The sequence below is a fragment of the Pseudomonas sp. BCRC 81390 genome, assembly GCF_030341915.1.
Classification (GTDB): Bacteria; Pseudomonadota; Gammaproteobacteria; order Pseudomonadales; family Pseudomonadaceae; genus Aquipseudomonas.
The window spans coordinates 186,521-210,395 of record NZ_JATAAG010000034.1 but is presented as its reverse complement, the minus strand read 5'-3'; the positions used below and the strand labels follow the sequence as shown (position 1 = coordinate 210,395).

Sequence of the window (23,875 nt, the reverse complement as noted above, 5' to 3'; positions counted from 1 at the left end):
CGGGCCCAGGCCCGAAAAAGCTGACGATTGTACTCAAGCTTAGGCGAAACGCACGGGGTTTTTGTGCCTTGCAGTAGCCAGGCAGGTCAGTCCCGCCCGGCGAATGCCTGCCCGGCGTCCCAGCCCCCGCCCAGCGCGGCAATCAGCTGCACGCTGGCGACCAGGCGCCCTTGCAGCAGGTTCAACACACTGCGCTCGTTGCTCAGCGCGGTGGTCTGCACATTGACCACATCGAGGTAGCCGATCAGCCCCGCGCGGTACTGGTTTTCGGTCAGGCGCAGCGACTCGCGCGCAGCATCCAGCGCTTCCTGGCGCACCACTGCCTCATCGCCATACACCTTCAACTGCACCAGCAGGTTCTCCACTTCCTTGAAGCCATCGAGCACGGTCTGGCGGTACTGCGCCACCGTCTGGTCATACACCGCCACGGTGCGGTCCACTTCGGCGCTGCGCTTGCCGGCGTCGAACAGGGTCAGCGCCAGCTGCGGGCCCACCGACCAGTAGCGGTTGGGCAGTTCGATCCAGTTGTTGAAACTGCTGCTGGAATAGCCGCCACTCATGCTCAGGCTGAGATCCGGGAAATACGCCGCCCGTGCCACGCCGATGTTGGCGTTGGCAGCCATCACATTGCGTTCGGCGGCGGCGATGTCCGGGCGCCGTTCGAGCAACTGCGAAGGCAGCGACACCGGTATCTGTGGCAGCGCCGGTATGCGCTTGCTGTCGGCCAGGGCGAACTCGGCCGGCGTCTTGCCCAGCAACACGGCAATGGCGTTCTCGAATTGCGCACGCTGCCAGGCCAGGTCGATCAGGTCGGCCTGGGTGGTTTTCAGCTGGGTACGCGCCTGGGCCACCGCATCCGGGCCGGCGACACCTGCGCGGTACTGGTTCTGGGTCATCTGCAGCGAGCGCTCATAGGCGGCCACGGTCGCTTCCAGCAGGCGCTTCTGCTCGTCGATCACCCGCAACTGCAGGTAGTTCTGCACCAGTTCCGACTGCTGGCTGAGGCGGATCGAGGCCAGGTCGGCCAGGCTGGCTTCGGCACTGGCCTGGTTGGCATCGAGGGTTTCGCGCAGCTTGCCCCACAGGTCGACTTCCCAGCTGACGCCGAGCTGGGCGTTATAGGTGTTGCGAATGCCGCTGCTGTTGTTGGACAGGCTCGAGCTGGAGCTGCCGGTGCCTTGGGCCGAGCGGTTCTTGCCGACACTCAGGTCGAGGCTGGGGAACAGCGCTGCGCGGCTGCTGCGCACCAGTGCCTGGGCCTGGCGATACTGGGCTTCGGATTGCGCCACGGTCTGGTTGCTGCGGTTCAGTTCCTCGACCAGCGCATTGAGCCCGGCATCGTCGTAGATTTCCCACCAGGCCCCGCGGGCAATGGCATCGGACGGCGTGGCCTGGGTCCAGCCAGCGGCGTGCTTGAACTGCGCCGTGCCGCTCGTCTCAGGGCGATGATAGTCCGGGCTCAGCGTGCAGGCACTGAGCAAGGCCACGCACAACCCGGCACCGAGCAGGCGTGAACCACGCGCACGGGCCAGCACCTGCAGGGTTCGGTGAAGCGGGGTCTGGGCAAAATTCATAGCGGGGTATCCAGGGCGGCGTCGGTGCGCACACCGCGCCAACGGTTGAAACGGTGGCGCAGGCGGTCCAGGTACAGGTACACCACCGGCGTCGTATAAAGGGTGAGGACTTGGCTGAACACCAGCCCGCCGATGATGGTCAGGCCCAGCGGCTGGCGCATTTCCGCACCCTCGGCGCGGCTCAGCAGCAGCGGCAAGGCGCCGAGGATGGCCGCCAGGGTGGTCATCAGGATCGGCCGCAGGCGCAGCAGGCAGGCGCGGCGGATCGACTCCTCCGGAGACAGGCCCTGGTGACGTTCCAGTTGCAGGGCCAGGTCGATCATCAGGATGGCGTTTTTCTTCACCACGCCGATCAGCAGGAACAACCCCAGCAGCGAGATCAGGCTGAATTCGCCGCCAGTGAGGTACAACGCCAGCAAGGCGCCGACGCCGGCCGAGGGCAACGTGGACAGAATGGTCAACGGGTGGATGTAGCTTTCATAGAGGATGCCCAGTACCAGGTACACCAGCACCAGCGCGCCCAGGATCATCAGCGGCTGGCCTTGCTGGGTCTTGGCAAAGGCGTCGGCATTACCGCCGAGCCTGGCAATCACTTCCTCCGGCAGGCCCAGCTTGGCCACCGCGCGCTCCAGCGCCGCCATGGCCTGGTCGGGGCTGTAGCCTTCGGCGATGTCGAAGGCGATGCTTTCGGCCGCGAATTGCCCTTCATGGCTGACCCGGTCGTTGGCCAGGCTGTTCTGGTAATGGGCGATGGTCGACAGCGGCACGCGGGCACCATCAGCGGTGATTACCTGCACCTGTTCCAGCGTGCTTGGGTCCCAGGCGTATTTCGGGTTGATCTCCAGCACCACCTGGTACTGGTTGAGGCTGTCGTAGATGGTGGAGATCTGCCGTTGGCTGTAGGCGTTGTTCAGCACCGTGGTGACCATGTCCATGTCGATCCCCAGGCGCTTGGCCTGGTCGCGGTCGACCACCAGGGTCACCTGCTGGGTCCCGGCGCCGTCACGGGCGTCGATGGCAGTCAGCTGCGGCAGCTGTCGCAGGGCAGCGACCACTTTCGGGAACCACTCGCGCAACGCCGCCAGGTCACCACTCTGCAGGGTGTACAGGTACTGCGACGAGGTCTGGTCACGGCCGCCGCCGCCCAGTTGCAGGTCCTGGTCGGCCATCAGGAACAGACGCCCGCCTGGCACCTTGGGCATCTCTTTGCGCAGGCGTTCGATCACCTTCTGCGCATCGAGCTTGCGCTCGTGGATCGGTTTCAGGCGCACCAGCACGAAGGCGTTGTTCGTGCCGCTGTTGCCGCCGATGAATCCGGCAACGCTCTGCACCGCCGGGTCGGCCAACAGGGCGCGGCGGTAGGTTTCCATCTTCGGTTGCATCACGCTGAACGACAAACCGTCGTCGCCACGGATGAAGCCCATCAGCTGGCCGGTATCCTGCTGCGGCATCAGTGTCTTCGGGACCACCACGTACAGGGCAATGTTGATGCCGATGGTCGCCAGCAGGCTGACCAGGGTCAGGCGCTTGTGCCGCAAGGCCCAGCCCAGACTGCGGTCATAGGCATCGACCATGTTCTGGTGGAGCTTGTCGCTCCAGCGCTGCAGGCGGGTCTGCTCGGCCCGGTGCGGTTTCAGCCAGCGGGCGCACAGCATCGGCGTGAGGGTCAGCGAAACCACCAGCGACACGATGATCGCCGCCGCCAGGGTGACCGAGAACTCCTGGAACAGGTTGCGCACGATGCCGCCCATGAACAGGATGGACACGAACACCGCCACCAGCGACACGTTCATCGACAGCAAGGTGAAGCCCACTTCCCTGGCACCGAGATAGGCCGCCTTCAGTGGCGGCTGGCCATCCTCGATATGCCGGGAAATGTTTTCCAGCACCACGATGGCATCATCCACCACCAGGCCGGTAGCCAGGATCAGCGCCATCAGCGACAGGTTGTTGAGCGAGAAGCCACACAGGTACATGACCGCGAAGGTGCCCACCAGCGACACCGGCACTGCCAGGCTGGGGATCAGCGAGGCGCGCAGGCTACCGAGGAACAGGTAGACCACCAGGATCACCAGCACCACCGCGATCAGCAGGGTGTGCTCGGCCTCCTTCAGGGTGGCCTTGATCACCGGCGAGCGGTCCATGGCCACGTTCAGTTGCACGCTGGCCGGCAACAACGACTGCAAGGCCGGCAGTTGCGCCTTGATCTGGTCCACCGTCTCGATGATGTTGGCGCCGCTCTGGCGGTTGACCACCAGCAGGACGGCACTCTGGTCATTGAAGAAACCGCTGTTGTAGCGGTTCTCGACACCATCGGTAATGGTCGCCACGTCGGACAGGCGCAGGATGGTACCGTTCTGCTGGCGGATCACCACCGGCTCGTAGTCACTGGCGCTTTCCAGCTGGTCGTTGGCCCGCACCTGCCAGTTACGCCCGGCATCCTCGACAAAGCCCATGGGCCGGCGCTGGTTGGCATTGGCCACCGCCGTGCGCACCTCGTCCAGCGACAGGCCATACTGGTTGAGCAATTGCGGCTCGACGGCGATACGCACCGCCGGCAGCGAGCTGCCGCCGATCTGCACCTCCCCTACCCCCGGCACCTGGGCCAGGCTTTGTGCCAGGATGGTGTCGGCCAGGTCATACAGCTGGCCTTTCTGCAGCACCTCGGAAGTCAGCGACAGCACCATGATCGGCGCCTGGGAGGGGTTGACCTTCTTGTAGGTGGGCATGCTGCGCATGCCGCTGGGCAACAGGTTGCGGGTAGCGTTGATCGCGGCCTGCACCTCGCGCGCCGCCCCGTCGATGTCACGGCCGATCTCGAAGCCGATGATCACCCGGGTGGAGCCCTGGTTGGAGCTGCTGGTCAAGGTGGTCACGCCAGCGATGCTGCCCAGCTTGCGTTCCAGCGGCGTGGCCACGGTGGAGGCCATCACCTCGGGGCTGGCGCCGGGCAGGTTGGCCGTCACCACGATCACCGGAAAGTCCATCTGCGGCAGCGGTGCCACCGGCAGCAGGCCGAAGCTGACCCCACCCAGAAGCATGATCGCCAGGCTCAGCAGCATGGTCGCCACCGGGCGACGGATGAACGGGCCGGACAGGTTCATGCCTCGGCCTGCCTGGTGTCAGTGGCCGGGCGCCAGCGCCGGGCCAGGCGGTCAAAGTACAGGTAGATTACCGGCGTGGTGAACAGCGTCAGCACCTGACTGACCAGCAACCCGCCGACCATCACCAGGCCCAGCGGCTGGCGCAGCTCGGCGCCAGAACCGGTAGCGAGCATCAGCGGCACGGCGCCGAACAGCGCAGCCAGGGTGGTCATCAGGATCGGCCGGAAGCGCAGCAGTGCCGCCTGGTAGATGGCATCGCGCGGGCTCATGCCCTGGTGGCGCTCGGCCTCGAGGGCAAAGTCGATCATCATGATCGCGTTTTTCTTGACGATACCGATCAGCAGGATGATGCCGATGATGGCGATCATGCCCAGGTCATTGCCGCTGATGAGCAAGGCCAGCAAGGCCCCAACCGCTGCCGAAGGCAGGGTGGACAGGATGGTCACCGGGTGGATGTAGCTTTCGTACAGCACGCCGAGCACGATGTACATGGTCACCACCGCCGCCAGGATCAGCAGCAAGGTGCTCGACAGCGACGCCTGGAACGCCTCGGCGGCGCCCTGGAAACGGGTCTGCACGCCCAGCGGCATGCCGATGTCCTGTTGCACCTGCTCGATCACCTGCACCGCCTTGCCCAGCGATGCGCCGTGGGCCAGGTTGAACGACAGGGTCACCGCCGGGAACTGGCCGATGTGGGAAATCGCCAGCTGCGCCTGGCGCTGCTCGATGCGCGCCAGGGCCGACAGCCGCACCTGGCCGCCATCGCTGGCCTTGACATGGACCGACTCCAGCGCCTGCGGGCCAATGACCGCCGCGTCTTTCGACTGCAGCACCACGCGGTACTGGCTGGCCTGGGTGTAGATGGTGGAGATCTGCCGTTGGCCGAACGCGTCGTACAGGGCGTTGGTGATCTGCGACACGCTGATGCCCAGTCGGCTGGCCATGTCGCGGTCAATCACCAGGTACACCTGCAGGCCCTTGTCCTGCAGGTCGCTGGCCACATCGGCCAGCTCCGGGCGCTGCTGCAGCGCCTGCACCAGCTTGCCGCTCCACTGCGCCAGCAGGTCGGCATCCGGCGAGGACAGGCTGAACTGGTACTGGGTGCGGCTGACCCGGTCTTCGATGCTCAGGTCCTGCACCGGCTGCATGAACAGGCGGATGCCCACCAGGCGGTCGAGTTGCGGCTGCAGGCGGCTGATCACTTCGCTGGCGCTGACATCACGTTCGCCATGTGGCTTGAGGTTGATCAGCAGGCGGCCGCTGTTGAGCGTGGCGTTGTCGCCATCGACGCCGATGTAGGACGACAGGCTCTGCACCGCCGGATCCTGCAGGATCACCTTGCTCAGCGCCTGCTGGCGCTCGCTCATGGCGGCAAACGAGGTGGCTTGCGGCGCTTCGGAAATGCCCTGGATCACCCCGGTGTCCTGCACCGGGAAGAAGCCCTTGGGCACCACCAAGTACAGGAACACGGTGAGCGCCAGGCTGGCCACGGCCACCAGCAAGGTCAACGGCTGGTGCCTGAGTACCCATTGCAAGGCATTGCCGTAGTGCCTGATCAACCAGTCGATCCAGGCGCCACTGGCGCGGTAGAAACGGCCCTGCGCTTCAGGCGCGGGCTCACGCTTGAGCAGGCGCGCGCACATCATCGGCGTGAGGGTCAGCGATACCACCAGGGAAATCAGGATGGCCACTGCCAGGGTGATGGCGAACTCACGGAACAGGCGGCCGACCACATCGGCCATGAACAGCAGCGGAATCAGTACCGCAATCAGCGAGAAGGTCAGCGAAACCAGGGTGAAGCCGATCTGCCGCGCGCCCTTGAGCGCCGCCTGCAGGGGCGTCTCGCCCTCCTCGATGTGCCGGGAGATGTTCTCCAGCATGACGATAGCATCGTCGACCACGAAGCCGGTGGCGATGGTCAGGGCCATCAGCGTCAGGTTGTTGACCGAGAAACCGGCCAGGTACATGACGCCGAAGGTGCCGATCAGCGACAACGGTACGGCAATCGACGGAATGATGGTGGCACTGAAGCGGCGCAGGAAGACGAAGGTGACCATCACCACCAGGGCGATGGCGATCAGCAGTTCGTGCTGCACGTCCTTGACCGCGGCACGAATGGTCTGGGTGCGGTCGGTCAGCACCGAGACATCGAGGCCGGCCGGCAGGTTGTCGGTAATCGACGGCAACAGGTCCTTGATGCGATCGACCACCTCGATGACGTTGGCGCCCGGTTGGCGCTGGATGTTCAGCAGCACCGCATGGTTGTCGTTGGCCCAGGCGGCCAGGCGCTCGTTTTCCGCGCCATCGACGATTTCGGCGACGTCCTTCAGGCGCAGCGGTGCCCCGTTGTTGTAGGCCAGGATCAGGTTGGCGTATTCCTCGGGAGAGCGCAGCTGGTCGTTGGCGTCGAGCATCGAGACGCGGGTCGGCCCGTCGAAGTTGCCCTTGGGCTGGTTGACGTTGGAGGCGCCGATCAGGGTGCGCACGTCCTCCAGGTTCAGGCCGTTGGCGGCCAGCGCCTCGACGTTGACCTTGATCCGCACTGCCTGGCGCTGGCCGCCGGCGATGCTGACCATGCCCACGCCACTGATTTGCGCGAGCTTCTGCGCCACACGGGTGTCGACCAGGTCGTTGAGCTTGGGCAGCGGCATGGTCTTGCTGGATATGGCCAGGGTCAGCACCGGGGTGTCGGCCGGGTTGACCTTGTTGTACACCGGCGGCGCCGGCAGGTCGCTGGGCAACAGGTTGCTGGCGGCATTGATCGCGGCCTGCACCTGCTGCTCGGCAACGTCCATGTTCATGTCGAGGTTGAAGCGCAGGGTCAGCACCGAGGCGCCACCGGAGCTGGTCGAAGCCATCTGCTCCAGGCCCGGCATCTGCCCGAACTGGCGCTCCAGGGGTGCGGTAACAGCGCTGGTCATCACCTGCGGGCTGGCGCCGGGATACAGGGTCATGACCCGGATGGTCGGGTAATCGACCTGCGGCAAGGCGGAAACCGGCAGCAGCTTGTAGGCGATCAGGCCGGCCAGGACGATAGCCAGCATGCTCAGCGTGGTGGCGACCGGCCGCAGGATGAACAGGCGGGAGAGGTTCATGCGCCCGCCTTGCCTGCTGCCTTGCCGGCCTGTGCTTCACCAGCCTGCGCCGAACCCTTGGCCTCCTGCCCCTGCAGGTGCTGGCCGGGCGTGGTCGGCACTTGCGAGCTGTCTTCGACCACTTCCACCTTGGTGCCCTCGCGCAGGCGGTCGGTGCCTTCCAGCACCAGGCGCTCGCCGGCCTTGAGGCCGTCGAGAATGACGCTGTGCTCGCCGTCGCTGGCGCCCACCTTGAGCTTGCGCACGTTCACCGTGTTCTGCTCGTTGACCACGTAGGCGAAGGTGCCATCGTTGCCGAACTGGATCGCCGCTGCCGGGGCCATGGTCACCTGCCTGAGGGTGTCGGCGAGCAGGCGCACGTTGACGAACTGGTTGGGGAACAGGGCGAGGTCCTTGTTCTCGAAGCGGCCCTTGAACTTGAGGGTACCGGTGGTGGTGTCGATCTGGTTGTCGATGCTGCCGAGCACGCCGGTGGACTGCAGTTTGCTGTCGCTGCGGTCCCAGGCCTCGACCGGCAGGCTGGCGCCGCTGCGGTAGCGCTCCAGCACCGTGCTCAGCTCGGTTTCCGGCAGGGTGAAGGCGACGCTGATCGGTTCGGTCTGGGTAATTACCACCAGCGCGGTGGTGTCGTTGGCCGCGACCAGGTTGCCCAGGTCGAGCTGGCGCAAGCCCACACGGCCGTTGATCGGCGCACGGATCTGGGTGAATTCGAGGTTCAGCCGGGCGTCGTTGACCTGCGCCTGGTTGGTCTTGACCAGCCCATGGAATTGCGCCACCTGCGCCTCGGCGGTGTCGAGGGTTTGCTTGGCGATGCTGTCCTCGGCGTACAGGCCTTTGTAACGGGCCAGGTCGACCTGGGCGTTTTTCAGCTGGGCCTGGTTCTGCGCCAGGGTGCCTTCGGCCTCTTGCAGGGCGATGCGATAAGGGCGCGGGTCGATCTCGGCGAGCAGGTCGCCGGCCTTGACCTGCTGGCCCTCCTTGAAGTGGATCTTCACCAGCTCGCCAGCCACGCGGCTGCGCACGTTTACAGTGTTGGTCGCAGTGACCGTACCCAGGGCCTTGTAATACAGCGGGAAGTCACCCACCCGTACCGGCTCGACGCGCACCGGTACCGGGTCGCTGGAGCCGCCGAAGCCCGGGCGGCCACCCATCATGCCCATGCCTGCGCCCTTGCCCGCGCGCCCGCCACTGCTTTCCTTGTGCGCAGGCGTCGCGGCAGGCCACAGCCACCAAGCCAGTGCAGCCACCAGCAGGAGGATCAGCAGGCCGACGAGCCAGCGACGGGGGGAACGGGAATTGGGCGCTTGCATGGGTTGAACGAGCCTTGTTCGGAATGACGACTTGGGGAGGATGAAACGATAAGCACTGGCATCGCTTTAGCAAAGGCCCTTTACCAGAGGTTTACCTTTGCCTGACGTTACCAAAACCCTGAACTTTAAATGAAAACGGCCCGGAACGCGTTCCGGGCCGTTTACAGGGTGTTGCTTGGAGCGGTGGCGGGCTGAAAGGTTTCGGTTGCCTGCACCGGTCTCTTCGCGGGTAAACCCGCTCCCACAGGTGCAGTGCAGTACCTGTAGGAGCAGCCTTGTGCTGCGAAGGGGCCGGCACGGCAAAGAGACTCTGTGGCAGTAATGGCCACTTCGCATCACAAGGCTGCTCACACAGGTACCGCGCAGTCCCGAAGCATTGCGCAGTACCTGTGGGAGCGGGTTTACCCGCGAAGCGGCCGGTACAGGACTCAGCCGACCTACCCCACAACCTTACTTCAGTACAGCCAGCGCCGCATCGTAGTTCGGCTCGTCAGCGATTTCGCCAACCAGCTCGCTGTGCAACACCTTGTCGTTCTCGTCCAGCACCACTACCGCGCGGGCAGCCAGGCCGGCCAGCGGGCCGTCGGCGATGGCGACGCCGTAGTTCTCGAGGAACTCGCGGCCACGCAGGGTCGACAGGTTCTTCACGTTGTCCAGGCCCTCGGCACCGCAGAAGCGTGCCTGGGCGAATGGCAGGTCGGCGGAAATGCACAGCACCACGGTGTTATCCAGTTTGTTGGCCTGGGCGTTGAACTTGCGCACGGAAGTGGCGCAGGTCGGGGTGTCGACGCTAGGGAAAATGTTCAGCACCTTGCGCTTGCCGGCGTAGTCCTGCAGCGACTTGTCGGCCAGGCCTTCACCGACCAGGGAGAAAGCCGGAGCCTGGGCGCCAGCCTGTGGCAGGTTGCCGTTGACCTGGACCGGGTTGCCTTTGAGAGTCACTTGAGCCATGACGAATTCCTTATGCGGGGGTTTGAAAAGGACACTGAGTTAAGCATGAAGGCGATCGAGTGCCTATGGGGCAGGTGAAATTGTTCTATTGCCAGACAAATCTTGGGGACAAAAAAATGCCCGGGTAGCGACAAGCGACCCGGGCATGCTTCAGCGCAGGGTGGGCATCAGCCGATCAGGCTGTACACCACCGAGCTCAGCGCAACCAGGCCGATCACCACGACGAACAGGTTGGACGCCGCACCGCTGTACTTGCGCATCGACGGTACCCGGCGGATGGCGTACATCGGCATCAGGAACAGCAGCACTGCGAGGATTGGCCCGCCCAGCGACTCGATCATGCCGAGGATGCTCGGGTTGAGGGTGGCAACGATCCAGCACACCACCAGCATCAGCGCAGCAACCATGCGGTCCAGGGCCTTGGCACCGGGGCGCGCACCGGTCTTGGCGATGATGCCCTTGAGGCCTTCGCTGGCGCCGATGTAATGGCCGAGGAACGACTTGGCGATGGCCACGAAGGCGATCAGCGGCGCGGCAAAGGCAATGGTCGGGTTGCTGAAGTGGTTGGCCAGGTACGACAGGATCGACAGGTTCTGGGCCTTGGCTTCGGCAAGCTGGGCACTGCTCAGGGTGAGCACGCAGCTGAACACGAAGAACAGCACCATCAGCACCATCAGCAGATGAGCACGACGCAGGATCTGGCCGCTGCGTTCATCGGCGTGCGCGCCGTAGCGGCGCTTCTGGTCCACGGCAAAGGCCGAAATGATCGGCGAGTGGTTGAAGGAGAACACCATCACCGGGATCGCCAGCCACAGGGTATGCAGGAACGCCGACGCCTGCGGCACCTGATGGGCGCTGTCGAGGATGCCGCCGGTCCAGTGCGGGACCAGGTACAGGCCCAGCAGCGCCAGGGCGACGATGAACGGGTAGACCAGCAGGCTCATGACCTTGACGGTGGCCTGCTCGCCGCAGCGCACGATGGCCAGCAGGCCGAGGATCAGCACGAACGACAGGATGGCCCGCGGCGGCGGCTCGATGTGCAGCTGGTGCTCGAGGAAGCTGGACACGGTGTTGGTCAGCGCCACGCTGTAGATCAGCAGGATCGGGAAGATCGCGAAGAAGTACAGCACGGTGATCGCAGCGCCGGCGGAAGCACCGAAATGCTCCTTCACCACCTCGGTGATGTCGCCGTCATCGCGCCCCGAGAGGACGAAGCGGGTCAGCCCGCGATGGGCAAAATAGGTCATCGGGAAGGCCAGCGCAGCCAGGATCAGCAGCGGCCAGAAGCCGCCGAGGCCCGCGTTGATCGGCAGGAACAGGGTTCCGGCGCCGATGGCTGTGCCAAACAGGCCCAGCATCCAGGTGGTGTCGTGACGCGACCAGCTGCCGAGGGTGGCGGGGGTCGATTCTGCAAAGCGTTGTTCAACGCTTGGGGCCTGCTCATTCATTCCGGGTGAAGCTCCACTCGCAAGACTGCAACAGGCTGAGAATGGCGAAATAGACGTTCCGCCCAACTCAACCGGGAAAGAGGGGCGCGATTGTGCACGGAAAGGTTGCACTTGCGAAGCCCTATCCGAGGGACGGTTGCACTTGTCTTTACAAGCGGGTTGTGCCTGCAGGCTGAAGCAAAGGTGAAGGAGCGTCCTGTGGGAGCGGCCGTGCGTCGCGGAAGGGGCGCGCAGCGCCCCCACGAATGCAGCTTCGCCGTCAAATAAGGCTCAGAACGGGCACACCGTGGCGGGATGACCTGCCAAGACCCGAGGACTCAACGCAGATGCAGAGTTCCGCGTGATCAATGTGGGAGCGGGTTTACCCGCGAAGCAGGCGACGCGGTGGATGGCACAGGCTTCGCCCGTGTTCGCGGGGCAAGCCCGCTCCCACAGGCATAACGCCAGCTTTGGACATTTGAGCAAGACAGTGCTCCCACAAGGGCCAGCTCCACAGGAGGGGCCGCTCAGGCCCCTGCCGGTCTTACTTCTGGACCGCAGCGAACGCTTCGGCAACCCGTTGCAGGTTGGCCGGGCGCAGGCCGGACATGCACACGCGACCGCTGTCGATCAGGTACACGCCGAACTCGTCGCGCAGGCGGCGTACCTGCTCGACGCTGAAACCGGTGTAGCTGAACATGCCGCGCTGACGCAGGAAGAACTGGAAATCCTGGCCTGGCAACAACACGGCGAGGGCATCGACCAGCGCCTGACGCATGTCGAGGATACGCTTGCGCATCACTTCGACTTCCGCCGCCCACTGGGCATTCAGGCCGGCATCGCCGAGCACACCCGCGACCAGCTGGGCACCGAAGTTGGGCGGGCTGGAGTAGTTGCGGCGCACGGTGGCCTTGAGCTGGCCCAGCACGCTCTGGGCGGTGGCCTCGTCGTCGCAGACCACCGACAGGCCACCGACGCGCTCGCCATACAGCGAGAAGATTTTCGAGAACGAGTTGCTGACCAGGCACGGCACGCCGGCGCGGGCCATTTCGCGAATGGCATAGGCATCTTCCACCAGGCCTTCGGCAAAGCCTTGGTAGGCAATGTCGAGGAACGGGATCAGCTGGCGCGCCTTGACCACTTCGACCACTTGCTGCCACTGCTGCTGGTCAAGGTCGGCCCCGGTCGGGTTGTGGCAGCACGGGTGCAGCAGCACTACGCTGTTGGCCGCCAGGGTTTGCAAGGTAGCCAGCATGCTGTCGAAGTCCACGCCACGAGTGGCCTGGTCGAAATACGGGTAGGTGTGCACCTTGAAACCGGCGCCTTCGAAGATGGCGCGGTGGTTGTCCCAGGTCGGGTTGCTGACCCAGACTTCCGATTGTGGGAAGTAACGCTTGAGGAAGTCGGCACCGACTTTCAGCGCGCCGGAACCGCCCACGGTCTGCACGGTAGCTACGCGGCCGGCGGTCACGGCCGGGTGATCGGCCCCGAACAGCAGCGCCTGGATTGCCTGACGGTAGCTGGCCAGGCCTTCCATCGGCAGGTACAGCGAAGCTTCATGGTCCTGGCCGGCGATGCGTTTTTCCACCGCATCCACAGCCGCCAGTTGCGGCACCACGCCGGCCTCATCGTAGTACAGGCCGATACTCAGATTGACCTTGTCGGCGCGCGGGTCGGCCTTGAAGGTTTCCATCAGCGAGAGGATCGGGTCGCCGGCATAGGCATCGACATGTTTGAACACAGCGTGCAGCTCCTTGGATCAGGACAGTACGAAAAGTCAGCCCTGAGCATACCCGGAGAGCGTGGCCAGGAACATCAACTATTGTGCAAGGTTGTCCATGCAACAATGCATGGCTGGGAAATCAGGCAGCGTTCTTCGCGAGCATGCCCGCGAAGAGGCCGGGTCAGCCAAGCAGCGCTTGCAAGCCCTGCCACTCTTGCTCGGTAAGCGCCACACCCTCCTCCTCAGCCACTTCTCGCTCACGGTAACGCCGTTCACCGGGCATACGGCTCAGCCCTACCGCCTGCATCTGCTCCACCAGTTCGCGGCTGCGCTGGGCAAAACGCTCGCCCTCGGCCTTGCTCGGGTCGATGACGATGATCAGCTGCCCAGTCCAGGGCGTTTTCGCGCCTGGGTGCCCCGACCAGTCGAACTCCCAGGAGAAGTGCCCGCCGGTCAGCGCCGCCGCCAGCAACTCGACCATCATCGACAGCGCCGAGCCCTTGTGCCCGCCAAACGGCAGCAAGGCGCCACCTTCCAGGATGGCCTTGGGGTCGGTGGTCGGCTCGCCATTAGCATCCACACCCATGCCTTCAGGCAGCTGCTGGCCGGCGCGCGCGGCAATCTGCACGTCGCCGTGGGCCATGGCACTGGTGGCCATGTCGAAGACGATCGGGTCGTGTTCGGCGCAGGGCGCGGCAAAGGCGATGGGGTTGGTGCCAAACAGCGGCTTGCGCGCACCATGCGGCACCACGCAGGTCATGCTGTTGACCACACTCAGGGCCACCAGGCCTTCCTCAGCGAAAGGCTCCACATCTGGCCACAGCGCGGCGAAGTGGTGCGAGTTGTAAATCGCCAGTACCGCGATGCCGGCGTTGCGCGCCTTGGCCACCAGCAAGCTACGGGCTGCTGCCAGCGCCGGCTGGGCAAAGCCGCCTGCGGCATCGACACGCACATAGCCAGCCGCCAGGTCGCTGACCTGCGGCGTGGCCTGGCCGTCGACCCAGCCACTGGCCAGCGTCGAGACATAGCCGGGCATTCGGAACACTCCGTGGCTGTGGGCACCGTCGCGCTGGGCGCTGGCGCAATTATGAGCCAACACACGGGCCACGCCGTCGCTGCAGCCATGGTGCTGGAAAATAGCCTGCAACAAGGCTTGGAGCTCGGTGAAAGGCACGCGCACAACGGGGCTGGTGGAAGGTGCGGACATCTGAAGCTCCTTTATTGGAATTGGAATGGCTACAGCGTGCAACGACAAAAACTTTCCTGCATGTGACAGCTATCTGTCAATTGTTGACTTGATGACAGAAAACATTCATTTTCTTCGGCAAGCCTTACCCTGGAGCCGCAGCATGAGCCAAATGATCAAGCAACGCCTGGAACACAGCCTCGAAGGGGCCGCTGCTTCGGGCCGCAAGATCGCCACCTACATGCTCGCCAACCTGCATGAACTGCCGTTCCAGACCTCGGCCAGTATCGCCGCCAAACTGGGCGTCAGCGAATCCAGCGTTGGCCGTTTCTGCCGTTCACTGGGTTATGCCCATCTCAAGGCGCTGAAGCAAGACCTGCAGAACGACTTGGGTGATGGCCCATGGCTGGTGGGCGACCGCCTGCAAGATTACCGCCAGAATCAGGACGCCACCGCCAATGTCGGTAGCCTGGAGCTGGAGATCGCCGCCCTGGTACGTGTGCACGAGTATCGCCAAGGCAACGCCTGGCACGCGGTCGCGCAACGCCTGGCAAGCAAGCAGCGGGTGTTCATCGCCGGTTTCCAGACCGAACGCGGCATCGCCATGTGCATGAGCCATCTGCTGCAGTACCTGCGCGATGGGGTGCAATTGGTCGATCTCAGCGCCGGGCACTTCGGCGACGTGTTGCTCGGCCGCGCCGAGGACAGCGCGCTGCTGGTGTTCGAGGCACGCCGCTATTCGCGCCACGCCCTGCTGTTGTGCCAGAGGGCGCGCGAGGCCGGCATAGCGGTCACCCTGGTGACCGATACCTTTTGTGACTGGGCCGATGCCAACGCCGACGAGGTGTTCCGCATCCCCACCGAGTTCAACCTGTTCTGGGAATCCACCTCGGCCATGCTGTCGTGGGTGCACCTGATGGTCAACGAGGTCTGCAAGAAGCTCGGACCGGATGTTGAAAAACGCTTGGAAGCAACTGCCGCTCTACATAACGAATTCGTCGGCTACACCTCGTGGTCGACGGGAAAACAACAATAGCAAGAGTGCAAGAGGTGCGAGATGAACAAGACCATGGCCTTGGTGGGTGCGTGCGCCCTGCTGCTGTCGGGCGCCGCCAGTGCCGAAACCCTGCGCTTCGCCACCGAGGGCGCCTACCCGCCCTTCAATTATGTCGACGCCAATAACCAGTTGCATGGCTTCGATGTCGACATCACCCACGCCCTGTGCGAGCAGATGAAAGTCGAATGCACGCTGGTGGCCCAGGACTGGGAAGGCATCATCCCTGCCCTGATGGCACGCAAGTACGACGCGGTGGTGGCCTCGATGATCAACACCGAGGAGCGGCGCAAGAAGATCGCCTTCACCGACCACTACTACCGCACACCGCTGACCGTCGCCGTGGCCAAGGACAGCAAGATCAGCGACGCCCAGACCAACTTCGATGGCTATACCGTGGGCGCCCAGTCGTCGTCGACCCAGGCCATCTATGCCGAAGACGTCTATGCCAAGGCGGGCGCCGATGTGAAGCTGTACCCGACCATGGACGAAGCCAACGCCGACCTCGCCGCTGGCCGCCTGGACGGCGTGATTGCCGACAAGTTCCCGTTGCAGGAGTGGATGACCAAGAACGGCGGGGACTGCTGCAAGATCCTCGGTGACGTGGCCAACACCAAGGCCGACGCCGCGATCGCCGTGCGCAAGGACGACGAAGCCCTGCGCCAGCGCCTGAACACCGCGCTGCAACAGATCGTGGCCAACGGCACCTACCAGAAGATCGCCAGCAAGTACTTCGCTTTCGATATCTACAACTGATCTTCAGGAAGGTTTGCGCAACCCCTGTGGGAGCGGTCTTGCGTCGCGAAAGGGCCGCTCAGCGGCACCCGGCAATCTGTGCCGTTGCATGAATCCTGGGGCCGCTTCGCAGCCCTCTCGCGACGCAAGGCCGCTCCCACAGAGATCGCACCTACCCGCCCAAGGGGTTTGTCATGCTCGATCAATTGTCCTTGCTGTCCTTCGCCAGCGGAGGCTGGGGCCAGGCGCTGCTGGCCGGCGCCCTGGTCACCCTGTCCCTGGCCTTGGCCTGCCTGCCCGTCGGCCTGCCGCTGGGCCTGCTGGTCGCCCTCGCGGCACGCTCGCGCAAGCGCCTGCCAAGGCTCTGGGCCACCACCTTCTCCACCGTGTTCCGTGGCCTGCCCGAACTGCTGACGCTGCTGATCATCTATTACGGCTGCCAGATCGCCGCGCAGAAGATCCTCGCGGCGATGGGCTATCCGGGCGAGTTCCTGATCAATACATTCCTCGCCGCGATGATTGCCTTCAGCCTGGTGTTCGCCGCTTTCTCCAGCGAGATCTGGCTGGCAGCCTTCAAGACCTTGCCCAAGGGCCAACTGGAAGCGTGCTCGGCGCTGGGCCTGAGCAAACGCACCGGTTTCTTCAAGGTGCTGCTGCCGCAACTGACCCGCATCGCCCTGCCCGGCCTGTCCAATAACTGGCTGTCGCTGCTCAAGGATACCTCCCTGGTGTCCACTATCTCGCTGGTCGACCTGATGCGCCAGACCAACCTGGCCGTCAGCGTGACCAAGGAACCGATGTTCTTCTATGGCGTCGCCTGCCTGGGCTACCTGCTGTTCGCCGCCCTCTCCGGGCGCGTGTTCGCCTTCATCGAACGGCGCAGCAACCGCCACCTGCAAGGAGCACGCGCATGAGCCTCGAACAACTGCTGGCGCTGGTTGTCGACCCCAACCTGCTGGAGCGCTACGGCCCGCGCTTCCTCGACGGCCTGCTGGTGACCGCCAAGCTGGTGGCGATTTCCTTCAGCCTGGGTGCCGTACTGGGCCTGCTGCTGGCCCTGGCGCGCATGTCGCGCAGCCTGCTGCTGCAACGCATGGCGGCCGGCTACGTATATTTCTTCCGCGGCTCGCCACTGCTGGCCCAGCTGTTCCTGCTGTACTACGGCCTGGGCTCGCTCAAAGGCTTCTGGCAGGACGTCGGTCTGTGGTGGTTCTTCCGCGAGGCGTGGTTCTGCACCCTGCTGGCATTCACCCTGAACACTGCCGCCTACCAGGCCGAGATCTTCCGCGGCAGCCTCATGGCCGTGGCTCCTGGCCAGCATGAAGCAGCGCGGGCACTGAACCTGAAGCGCTCCACCACCTTCTTCAAGGTGATCCTGCCGCAGTCGCTGCTGGTGGCCATCGGCCCGCTGGGCAATGAACTGATCCTGATGATCAAGGCCAGCGCGATCGCCTCGCTGGTGACCATCTACGACCTGATGGGTGTGACCAAACTGGCCTTCTCGCGCAGTTTCGACTTCCAGATCTACCTGTGGGCCGCCGTGCTCTACCTGCTGATCGTCGAACTGGTACGACGTCTGTTGAAACACCTGGAAGCCCGCCTGGGCCGCCACCTGAATTGACCGAAGGATACGTTCCAATGCATTGCCAGACCCTTGTCCTTGGCGCCGGCATCGTCGGCGTCAGCACCGCGCTGCACCTGCAGGCCCGCGGGCGCCAGGTGATCCTGATCGACCGCGACGAACCGGGCAGCGGCACCAGCCACGGCAATGCCGGGCTGATTGAGCGCTCCAGCGTCATCCCCTACGCCTTCCCCCGGCAGTTGGGCGCGCTGCTGCGCTATGGCCTGAACCGCCAGCCCGATGTGCGCTACAGTCTGCTGCACCTGCCCAAGGCGGCACCGTGGCTGTGGCGTTACTGGCGCCAGTCGGCCCCAGGGCGCCTGGCCGGGGCTGCCGCCGACATGCTGCCGCTGGTGCAACGCTGCGTCGAGGAACACGATGCACTGATCGCTGCCGCCGGCCTGGAAGGCCTGGTGCAGGCCAAAGGCTGGATCGAAGTGTTCCGCGACCCGGCGCTGTTCGCGCAGGCCAAGGCCGACGCCAAAGGCCTGAGCCGCTATGGCCTGCAGTTCGAAATTCTTGAATGCGGGCAACTGCAAGCCCGCGAGCAGCAGCTGGACGCCACCGTGGTCGGTGGCATTCACTGGCTCGACCCCAAGACCGTGAACAACCCTGGCGCCCTCACCCGCGGCTACGCCAGCCTGTTTCTGCAGCGCGGCGGGCAGTTCCTGCATGGCGATGCCCGCAGCCTGCGCCAGGTCGGCGGCCAATGGCAGGTCGACAGCCGCCGCGGCCCGATCACCGCCGATGAAGTGGTGGCTTGCCTCGGCCCACAGTCCGCCGACCTGTTCAGCGGCCTGGGCTATGAGATCCCGCTGGCGATCAAGCGTGGCTACCACATGCACTACAGCACCCGCGACGGCGCGCAGCTGGAGCATTCCATCTGCGATACCCAGGGCGGCTACGTGCTGGCGCCCATGGCCCGCGGCGTGCGTCTGACCACCGGCATCGAGTTCGCGGCCAGCAGCGCACCCGGCAACCAGATTCAGCTAGGCCGCTGCGAAGCCCTGGCACGCAAGCTGTTCCCGGCGCTGGGCGAGCGCCTGGACGACACCCCCTGGCTGGGCCGCCGCCCCTGCCTGCCGGACATGCGCCCGGTGATCGGCCCGGCTCCGCGCCACCCAGGGTTGTGGTTCAACTTCGGCCATGCCCACCACGGCCTCACCCTGGGCCCGGTCAGCGGCCGCCTGGTGGCCGAACTGGTCACCGGCGAACGCCCCTTCACCGACCCCGCGCCCTATAGCGCGACCCGTTTCGACTGAACCCACGCGGGAGAACAACAAACATGACCGCACCACTGAGCCTTGCCAGCCTCGCCCCCGAACCCGACCCACGCCCGGTGCTGATCCGCATCGAGGGCCTCAACAAGCACTACGGCGCATTCCATGTGCTGCGCGACATTGACCTGCAGGTGCGCGAAGGCGAACGCATCGTACTTTGCGGGCCTTCCGGCTCGGGCAAGTCGACGCTGATCCGTTGCATCAACCGCCTGGAAGTGGCCCAACAGGGCAGCATCATGGTGGACGGCATCGACCTGGCAGCCACCAGCCGCGAAGCGGCGCGGGTGCGCAGCGATATCGGCATGGTGTTCCAGCACTTCAACCTGTTCCCGCACATGAGCGTGCTGGACAACTGCCTATTGGCCCCCACCAGCGTGCGCGGGTTGTCGCGCAAGGACGCCGAAGAGCGGGCGCGCATGTACCTGAGCAAGGTCGGCATCGAAAGCCAGGCGCACAAGTACCCCAGCCAGCTGTCCGGTGGCCAGCAGCAGCGGGTGGCGATTGCCCGGGCGCTGTGCATGAAGCCACGCATCATGCTGTTCGACGAGCCCACCTCGGCGCTGGACCCGGAGATGGTCGCCGAGGTCCTGGATGTCCTCGTGCAACTGGCTGGCACGGGTATGACCATGCTCTGCGTGACCCATGAAATGGGCTTCGCCCGGCAGGTCGCCGAGCGGGTGCTGTTCCTCGAGGGCGGGCAGATCATCGAGGACAGCCCGCCGCAGGTATTCTTCAACCAGCCGCGTACCGAGCGGGCCAAGGGGTTCCTGGCGCAGATACTGCACTGAGACCTGTACCGGCCGCTTCACGGGTAAACCCGCTCCCACAGGTTCATCATTGGCCGTGAAGGCCAAGCTAATCCTGTGGGAGCGGCTTTACCCGCGAAGAGGCCGGCACAGGCAACACCTTCATTGCACCGCTGCAAAGACCCGACTGCATCGTTAAATATTATTGACCACAGCACCCAGCAAACCCACGCCGCCACAGGCCTGCATCGGTTTCAGCCCGCAAAAACCGGTGCATTCCACGCATTCAAGCCCCCTCCAGTCGTTTGACATATCGAACGGCTCTGGCAAGCTATCTACAAGCCCCGACCGGAATCGTCGCCTCTGACGAGCCGGCAGTGCTCGGGGCTACAGGCTGCACCCAAGGCCAAGCGCCGTGCACCTGCACAACAACGACAGGCCGAACCTGTCCCAAGGTGACATATGTCCAACAGCAACATTGGCAACAAGCAACCTTCCCTGCGCAAACCCGTCGTCCTGATGACCATGGGCAGCCAGGAGCGCAAAGGCCATGACTACCAGGTCATGACCCACAAATACATCACTCCGCTGGTCGAATTCGCTGATTGCGTACCGGTGCTGGTCCCCACCTGCTGCGGCATCGATGACCTCGAAACCTACCTGGACATGGCCGACGGCGTGTACCTGACCGGCGCTGGCAGCAACATTGACCCGGCCCTGTATGGCCAGGAAAACCAAACCCCCGGCAAGGCCCAGGACAAGAACCGCGACCTGTTCGACATCCCGCTGGTCAAGGCAGCGCTCAAGCGTGGCCTGCCGATCTTCGGCATCTGCCGTGGCATGCAGGAAATCAACGTGGCCCTGGGTGGCGACATCTACCAGAAGGTCTACGCCGAGCCCGGTTTCAACGACCACCGGGAAAACCCCGAAGACCCGGTCGAGGTGCAATACGCCCAGGTGCACGGCGTGAAGATCGCGCCTGGCAGTTGGCTGCGTGACACCTTGGGTACCGACGAAATTCGCGTCAACTCGCTGCATGGCCAGGGCCTGCGCAAGCTCGGCGCCGGCATCGAGGCCATCGCCCACGCCGAAGACGGCCTGGTCGAGGCGATTCACGCCCCAAGCCTCTCGCCGTTCCTGTTCGCCGTGCAATGGCACCCGGAGTGGCAAGCGGCGAGCAACCCGGACTCGATCAAGATCTTCCAGGCCTTCGGCGATGCGTGCCGGGCCCAGGTACGCAAGGCGCAGATCAAGCGCCAGCAGGCTGCCTGACCTTCGCTTTACTGCGCTTTGATCGCGGGGCGGCGCAAGGCCGCCCCCGCTTCCCCGGTCACCCTCTGCTGGTCCCAGAACACTTCCCGTGGATGCGGGCGGCGGGCTTGTGCCTGTCTCCGCGATCTTTTTTCCCTTTAAGAGATATGATGACTGCCGAATGGTTGTCGTTAGATCTCCTGCGCCTGTGAGATCGAGCACCGCCCGCGCGGCGCTCGATTTACGCAACCACACACATCTAAAACCAATCCCCTGGCCTCCGCGCAAAAAATTCCCAAGAGGTACTAGTCATCGCACAAGTTGTACGATAACTTACCTCAAACGCAGAACAACACCCTTCACCCCAAGCGCCACAGGATGCCTACAACAATGACGCCACAAGAACTGAAATCCATCCTCTCCCACGGCCTGCTGTCCTTCCCTGTCACCGACTTCACCGCCCAGGGCGACTTCAACCCGGCGGGCTACGTCAAGCGCCTGGAATGGCTCGCCCCCTATGGCGCCAGCGCCCTGTTCGCCGCCGGCGGCACCGGTGAGTTCTTCTCCCTGGCCGCCAGCGAGTACAGCCAGGTGATCGAGACCGCGGTCGACACCTGTGCCACCTCGGTACCGATCCTCGCCGGCGTCGGCGGTGCCACCCGCCAGGCCATCGAGTACGCGCAGGAAGCCGAGCGCCTGGGAGCCAAAGGCCTGCTGCTGCTGCCGCACTACCTGACTGAAGCCAGCCAGGAAGGCGTTGCAGCGCACGTCGAAGCCGTGTGCAAATCGGTGAACATTGGTGTAGTGGTATACAACCGTAACGTCTGCCGGCTGAACGCCGACCTGCTGGAAAAGCTCGCCGAGCGCTGCCCGAACCTGATCGGCTACAAGGACGGCCTGGGCGACATCGAACTGATGGTGTCGATCCGTCGCCGCATGGGCGAGCGCTTCAGCTACCTGGGTGGCCTGCCGACCGCCGAGGTGTATGCTGCTGCCTACAAGGCCCTGGGTGTGCCGGTGTATTCCTCCGCCGTGTTCAACTTCGTGCCGAAGACCGCCATGGCCTTCTACAACGCCATTGCCCGTGACGACCACGCCACCGTAGCCAAGCTGATCGACGACTTCTTCCTGCCCTACCTGGACATCCGCAACCGCAAGGCCGGTTACGCCGTCAGTATCGTCAAGGCCGGCGCCAGGATTGCCGGTTACGACGCAGGCCCGGTGCGTACCCCGCTGACCGACCTTACTGCCGATGAGTACGACCAGCTCGCCGCGCTGATGGACAAGATGGGCCCGCAATAAGGGCAGCCAGCGGCCTGCCAGATGCCGCCCCCGGAGTGGCCAGCCACTCCGGTTACCATTCGTGAGCCCGCACAAAAATAACTAGTGGGAGTATTGCCAGCATGCAAGCGAGCAAAAAGACGCATGTGCGCTACCTGATCCTGTTCATGCTGTTCCTGGTGACCACGATCAACTATGCCGACCGCGCCACCATCGCCATTGCAGGCTCCAGCCTGCAGAAAGACCTCGGCATCGATGCCGTCACCCTGGGTTATATCTTCTCCGCCTTCGGCTGGGCCTACGTGGCGGGTCAGATTCCCGGCGGCTGGCTGCTCGATCGTTTCGGCTCGAAGAACGTCTACGCCTTCAGTATCTTCACCTGGTCGTTGTTCACCTTGTTGCAAGGCTTTGTCGGTGGCCTGGCGGTGGCCTGGGCAGTGGTGACACTGTTCACCCTGCGCTTCCTGGTTGGTTTTGCCGAGGCCCCGTCGTTCCCGGGGAATGCCCGCATCGTCGCGGCCTGGTTCCCGACCCAGGAACGCGGCACTGCCTCGGCCATCTTCAACTCGGCGCAATACTTCGCCACGGCCCTGTTCGCACCGCTGATGGGCTGGATCGTGTTCAGCTTCGGCTGGGAGCACGTGTTCATCGTCATGGGCGCACTGGGTATCGTGTTCTCCATGGTCTGGCTGAAGACCATCTACAACCCGCGTCAACACCCGCGTATCAGCCCTGCCGAGCTCGAACATATCGAGCAGAATGGCGGCCTGGTGGACATGGACCAGAAACGCGGCAACGACGGCCCGAAATGGGGCTACATCAGGCAACTGCTGACCAGCCGCATGCTGCTGGGCGTGTACCTGGGCCAGTACTGCATCAACGCCATCACCTACTTCTTCCTCACCTGGTTCCCGGTATACCTGGTGCAGGAGCGCGGCATGACCATCCTCAAGGCCGGCTTCATTGCCTCGCTGCCAGCGATCTGCGGCTTCATCGGCGGTGTGCTGGGCGGGGTGATCTCCGACTGGCTGCTGCGCCGCGGCAACTCGCTGACCTTCTCGCGCAAGCTGCCCATCGTCTGCGGCCTGCTGCTGTCGACCAGCATGGTGTTCTGCAACTATGTCGATGCCGAGTGGATGGTGGTCGGTTTCATGACCCTGGCGTTCTTCGGCAAAGGCATCGGCGCGCTGGGCTGGGCGGTGGTCGCCGACACCTCGCCGAAACAGATCGCCGGGCTGTCGGGCGGGCTGTTCAACACCTTCGGCAACATCGCCTCGATCACCACGCCGATCGTGATCGGCTACATCATCAGCGCCACTGGCTCGTTCAAATGGGCCCTGGTCTATGTCGGCGCCAACGCACTGGTAGCGGTGTTCAGCTACCTGGTGATCGTCGGCCCGATCAAGCGCATCGAGCTGCGTGAAAGCGCAAAGCCTGACGCCGAGCCAGCGGTCGGCAGCGAACTGGCCGGCTCGCGCCACTGAGTGAACATGCCCGCGTCGGCCACCCCCGCGCGGGCGGATGTACAAAAGCCTGA

Annotated in this window: 17 protein-coding genes; 9 read left to right on the top strand and 8 right to left on the bottom strand. The window is 64.3% G+C overall.

All coding sequences use genetic code 11. The features are described 5' to 3' along the window. Window positions 1–86 precede the first annotated feature (86 nt). From QSV36_RS13900 to QSV36_RS13865, 8 genes are all read right to left on the bottom strand, one after another. Entirely contained in the window at window positions 87–1,574 is a 1,488-nt protein-coding gene (locus QSV36_RS13900) for an efflux transporter outer membrane subunit (RefSeq protein WP_289132427.1), read from the bottom strand. Then, window positions 1,571–4,678 carry an efflux RND transporter permease subunit gene (locus QSV36_RS13895; RefSeq protein WP_289132425.1) on the bottom strand — a complete coding sequence of 1,036 codons (3,108 nt, stop codon included), beginning with the start codon at window positions 4,676–4,678 and terminating at the stop codon, window positions 1,571–1,573. Before QSV36_RS13895 ends, QSV36_RS13900 begins: the two co-directional genes overlap by 4 nt. Next, window positions 4,675–7,773 carry an MdtB/MuxB family multidrug efflux RND transporter permease subunit gene (locus tag QSV36_RS13890; protein ID WP_289132423.1) on the bottom strand — a complete coding sequence of 1,033 codons (3,099 nt, stop codon included), beginning with the start codon at window positions 7,771–7,773 and terminating at the stop codon, window positions 4,675–4,677. The genes QSV36_RS13895 and QSV36_RS13890 overlap by 4 nt, the downstream gene beginning before the upstream one ends. Continuing rightward, a complete protein-coding gene (locus tag QSV36_RS13885; RefSeq protein WP_289132421.1) occupies window positions 7,770–9,083 on the bottom strand; it encodes an MdtA/MuxA family multidrug efflux RND transporter periplasmic adaptor subunit in 1,314 nt (437 codons plus the stop codon). The genes QSV36_RS13890 and QSV36_RS13885 overlap by 4 nt, the downstream gene beginning before the upstream one ends. A 450-nt stretch (window positions 9,084–9,533) precedes the next feature. Then, window positions 9,534–10,034: a thiol peroxidase gene (gene tpx / locus QSV36_RS13880; protein WP_289132418.1), complete on the bottom strand. Its 501-nt coding sequence runs from the start codon at window positions 10,032–10,034 to the stop codon at window positions 9,534–9,536. 167 nt (window positions 10,035–10,201) lie between these two features. After that, on the bottom strand, window positions 10,202–11,482 hold the full coding sequence (locus QSV36_RS13875; protein ID WP_289132415.1) for a serine/threonine transporter: 1,281 nt from the start codon (window positions 11,480–11,482) through the stop codon (window positions 10,202–10,204). A gap of 523 nt (window positions 11,483–12,005) precedes the next feature. Next, a complete protein-coding gene (locus tag QSV36_RS13870) occupies window positions 12,006–13,202 on the bottom strand; it encodes an amino acid aminotransferase (RefSeq protein ID WP_289132413.1) in 1,197 nt (398 codons plus the stop codon). Window positions 13,203–13,365: 163 nt separating this feature from the next. Next, window positions 13,366–14,391 (bottom strand): Ldh family oxidoreductase, encoded by a 1,026-nt coding sequence (locus QSV36_RS13865; protein ID WP_289132411.1) that lies wholly within the window; start codon window positions 14,389–14,391, stop codon window positions 13,366–13,368. 142 nt (window positions 14,392–14,533) lie between these two features. Here QSV36_RS13865 and QSV36_RS13860 point away from each other — a divergent pair, with 142 nt between their 5' ends. The 9 genes from QSV36_RS13860 to QSV36_RS13820 all read left to right on the top strand — a co-directional run bounded on the left by QSV36_RS13860 (window position 14,534) and on the right by QSV36_RS13820 (window position 23,822). After that, window positions 14,534–15,406, top strand: coding sequence for a MurR/RpiR family transcriptional regulator (locus QSV36_RS13860; protein ID WP_289132409.1), 873 nt, complete (start codon window positions 14,534–14,536; stop codon window positions 15,404–15,406). Between the two features lie 21 nt (window positions 15,407–15,427). Next, entirely contained in the window at window positions 15,428–16,180 is a 753-nt protein-coding gene (locus tag QSV36_RS13855) for a transporter substrate-binding domain-containing protein (protein ID WP_170030244.1), read from the top strand. A gap of 173 nt (window positions 16,181–16,353) precedes the next feature. After that, the gene (locus QSV36_RS13850; RefSeq protein ID WP_170030245.1) at window positions 16,354–17,073 is read left to right on the top strand and encodes an ABC transporter permease; all 720 of its coding nucleotides are present in this window, start codon (window positions 16,354–16,356) and stop codon (window positions 17,071–17,073) included. Further along, window positions 17,070–17,780, top strand: coding sequence for an ABC transporter permease (locus tag QSV36_RS13845; protein WP_289132402.1), 711 nt, complete (start codon window positions 17,070–17,072; stop codon window positions 17,778–17,780). The genes QSV36_RS13850 and QSV36_RS13845 overlap by 4 nt, the downstream gene beginning before the upstream one ends. A gap of 17 nt (window positions 17,781–17,797) precedes the next feature. After that, window positions 17,798–19,042, top strand: a complete 1,245-nt coding sequence (locus tag QSV36_RS13840; protein ID WP_289132399.1) for an NAD(P)/FAD-dependent oxidoreductase — start codon at window positions 17,798–17,800, stop codon at window positions 19,040–19,042. Window positions 19,043–19,065: 23 nt separating this feature from the next. Next, window positions 19,066–19,848 (top strand): amino acid ABC transporter ATP-binding protein, encoded by a 783-nt coding sequence (locus QSV36_RS13835; protein ID WP_289132396.1) that lies wholly within the window; start codon window positions 19,066–19,068, stop codon window positions 19,846–19,848. Between the two features lie 420 nt (window positions 19,849–20,268). After that, complete coding sequence (locus QSV36_RS13830; protein ID WP_289132394.1) at window positions 20,269–21,078, top strand: gamma-glutamyl-gamma-aminobutyrate hydrolase family protein; 810 nt, start codon at window positions 20,269–20,271, stop codon at window positions 21,076–21,078. Window positions 21,079–21,447: 369 nt separating this feature from the next. Beyond that, on the top strand, window positions 21,448–22,359 hold the full coding sequence (gene kdgD / locus QSV36_RS13825) for a 5-dehydro-4-deoxyglucarate dehydratase (RefSeq protein ID WP_289132391.1): 912 nt from the start codon (window positions 21,448–21,450) through the stop codon (window positions 22,357–22,359). 101 nt (window positions 22,360–22,460) lie between these two features. After that, window positions 22,461–23,822: an MFS transporter gene (locus tag QSV36_RS13820; protein ID WP_289132389.1), complete on the top strand. Its 1,362-nt coding sequence runs from the start codon at window positions 22,461–22,463 to the stop codon at window positions 23,820–23,822. Window positions 23,823–23,875 lie beyond the last annotated feature (53 nt).

Bases quoted from the DNA above. Each gene is read 5' to 3' on its own strand.
- QSV36_RS13850 (WP_170030245.1), top strand. From the start codon at position 16,354: ATGCTCGATCAATTGTCCTTGCTGTCCTTCGCCAGCGGAGGCTGGGGC.
- tpx (WP_289132418.1), bottom strand. From the start codon at position 10,034: ATGGCTCAAGTGACTCTCAAAGGCAACCCGGTCCAGGTCAACGGCAAC.
- QSV36_RS13830 (WP_289132394.1), top strand. From the start codon at position 20,269: ATGTCCAACAGCAACATTGGCAACAAGCAACCTTCCCTGCGCAAACCC.
- QSV36_RS13855 (WP_170030244.1), top strand. From the start codon at position 15,428: ATGAACAAGACCATGGCCTTGGTGGGTGCGTGCGCCCTGCTGCTGTCG.
- QSV36_RS13835 (WP_289132396.1), top strand. From the start codon at position 19,066: ATGACCGCACCACTGAGCCTTGCCAGCCTCGCCCCCGAACCCGACCCA.
- QSV36_RS13895 (WP_289132425.1), bottom strand. From the start codon at position 4,678: ATGAACCTGTCCGGCCCGTTCATCCGTCGCCCGGTGGCGACCATGCTG.
- QSV36_RS13860 (WP_289132409.1), top strand. From the start codon at position 14,534: ATGAGCCAAATGATCAAGCAACGCCTGGAACACAGCCTCGAAGGGGCC.
- kdgD (WP_289132391.1), top strand. From the start codon at position 21,448: ATGACGCCACAAGAACTGAAATCCATCCTCTCCCACGGCCTGCTGTCC.
- QSV36_RS13900 (WP_289132427.1), bottom strand. From the start codon at position 1,574: ATGAATTTTGCCCAGACCCCGCTTCACCGAACCCTGCAGGTGCTGGCC.
- QSV36_RS13890 (WP_289132423.1), bottom strand. From the start codon at position 7,773: ATGAACCTCTCCCGCCTGTTCATCCTGCGGCCGGTCGCCACCACGCTG.
- QSV36_RS13875 (WP_289132415.1), bottom strand. From the start codon at position 11,482: ATGAATGAGCAGGCCCCAAGCGTTGAACAACGCTTTGCAGAATCGACC.
- QSV36_RS13845 (WP_289132402.1), top strand. From the start codon at position 17,070: ATGAGCCTCGAACAACTGCTGGCGCTGGTTGTCGACCCCAACCTGCTG.
- QSV36_RS13820 (WP_289132389.1), top strand. From the start codon at position 22,461: ATGCAAGCGAGCAAAAAGACGCATGTGCGCTACCTGATCCTGTTCATG.
- QSV36_RS13885 (WP_289132421.1), bottom strand. From the start codon at position 9,083: ATGCAAGCGCCCAATTCCCGTTCCCCCCGTCGCTGGCTCGTCGGCCTG.
- QSV36_RS13840 (WP_289132399.1), top strand. From the start codon at position 17,798: ATGCATTGCCAGACCCTTGTCCTTGGCGCCGGCATCGTCGGCGTCAGC.
- QSV36_RS13865 (WP_289132411.1), bottom strand. From the start codon at position 14,391: ATGTCCGCACCTTCCACCAGCCCCGTTGTGCGCGTGCCTTTCACCGAG.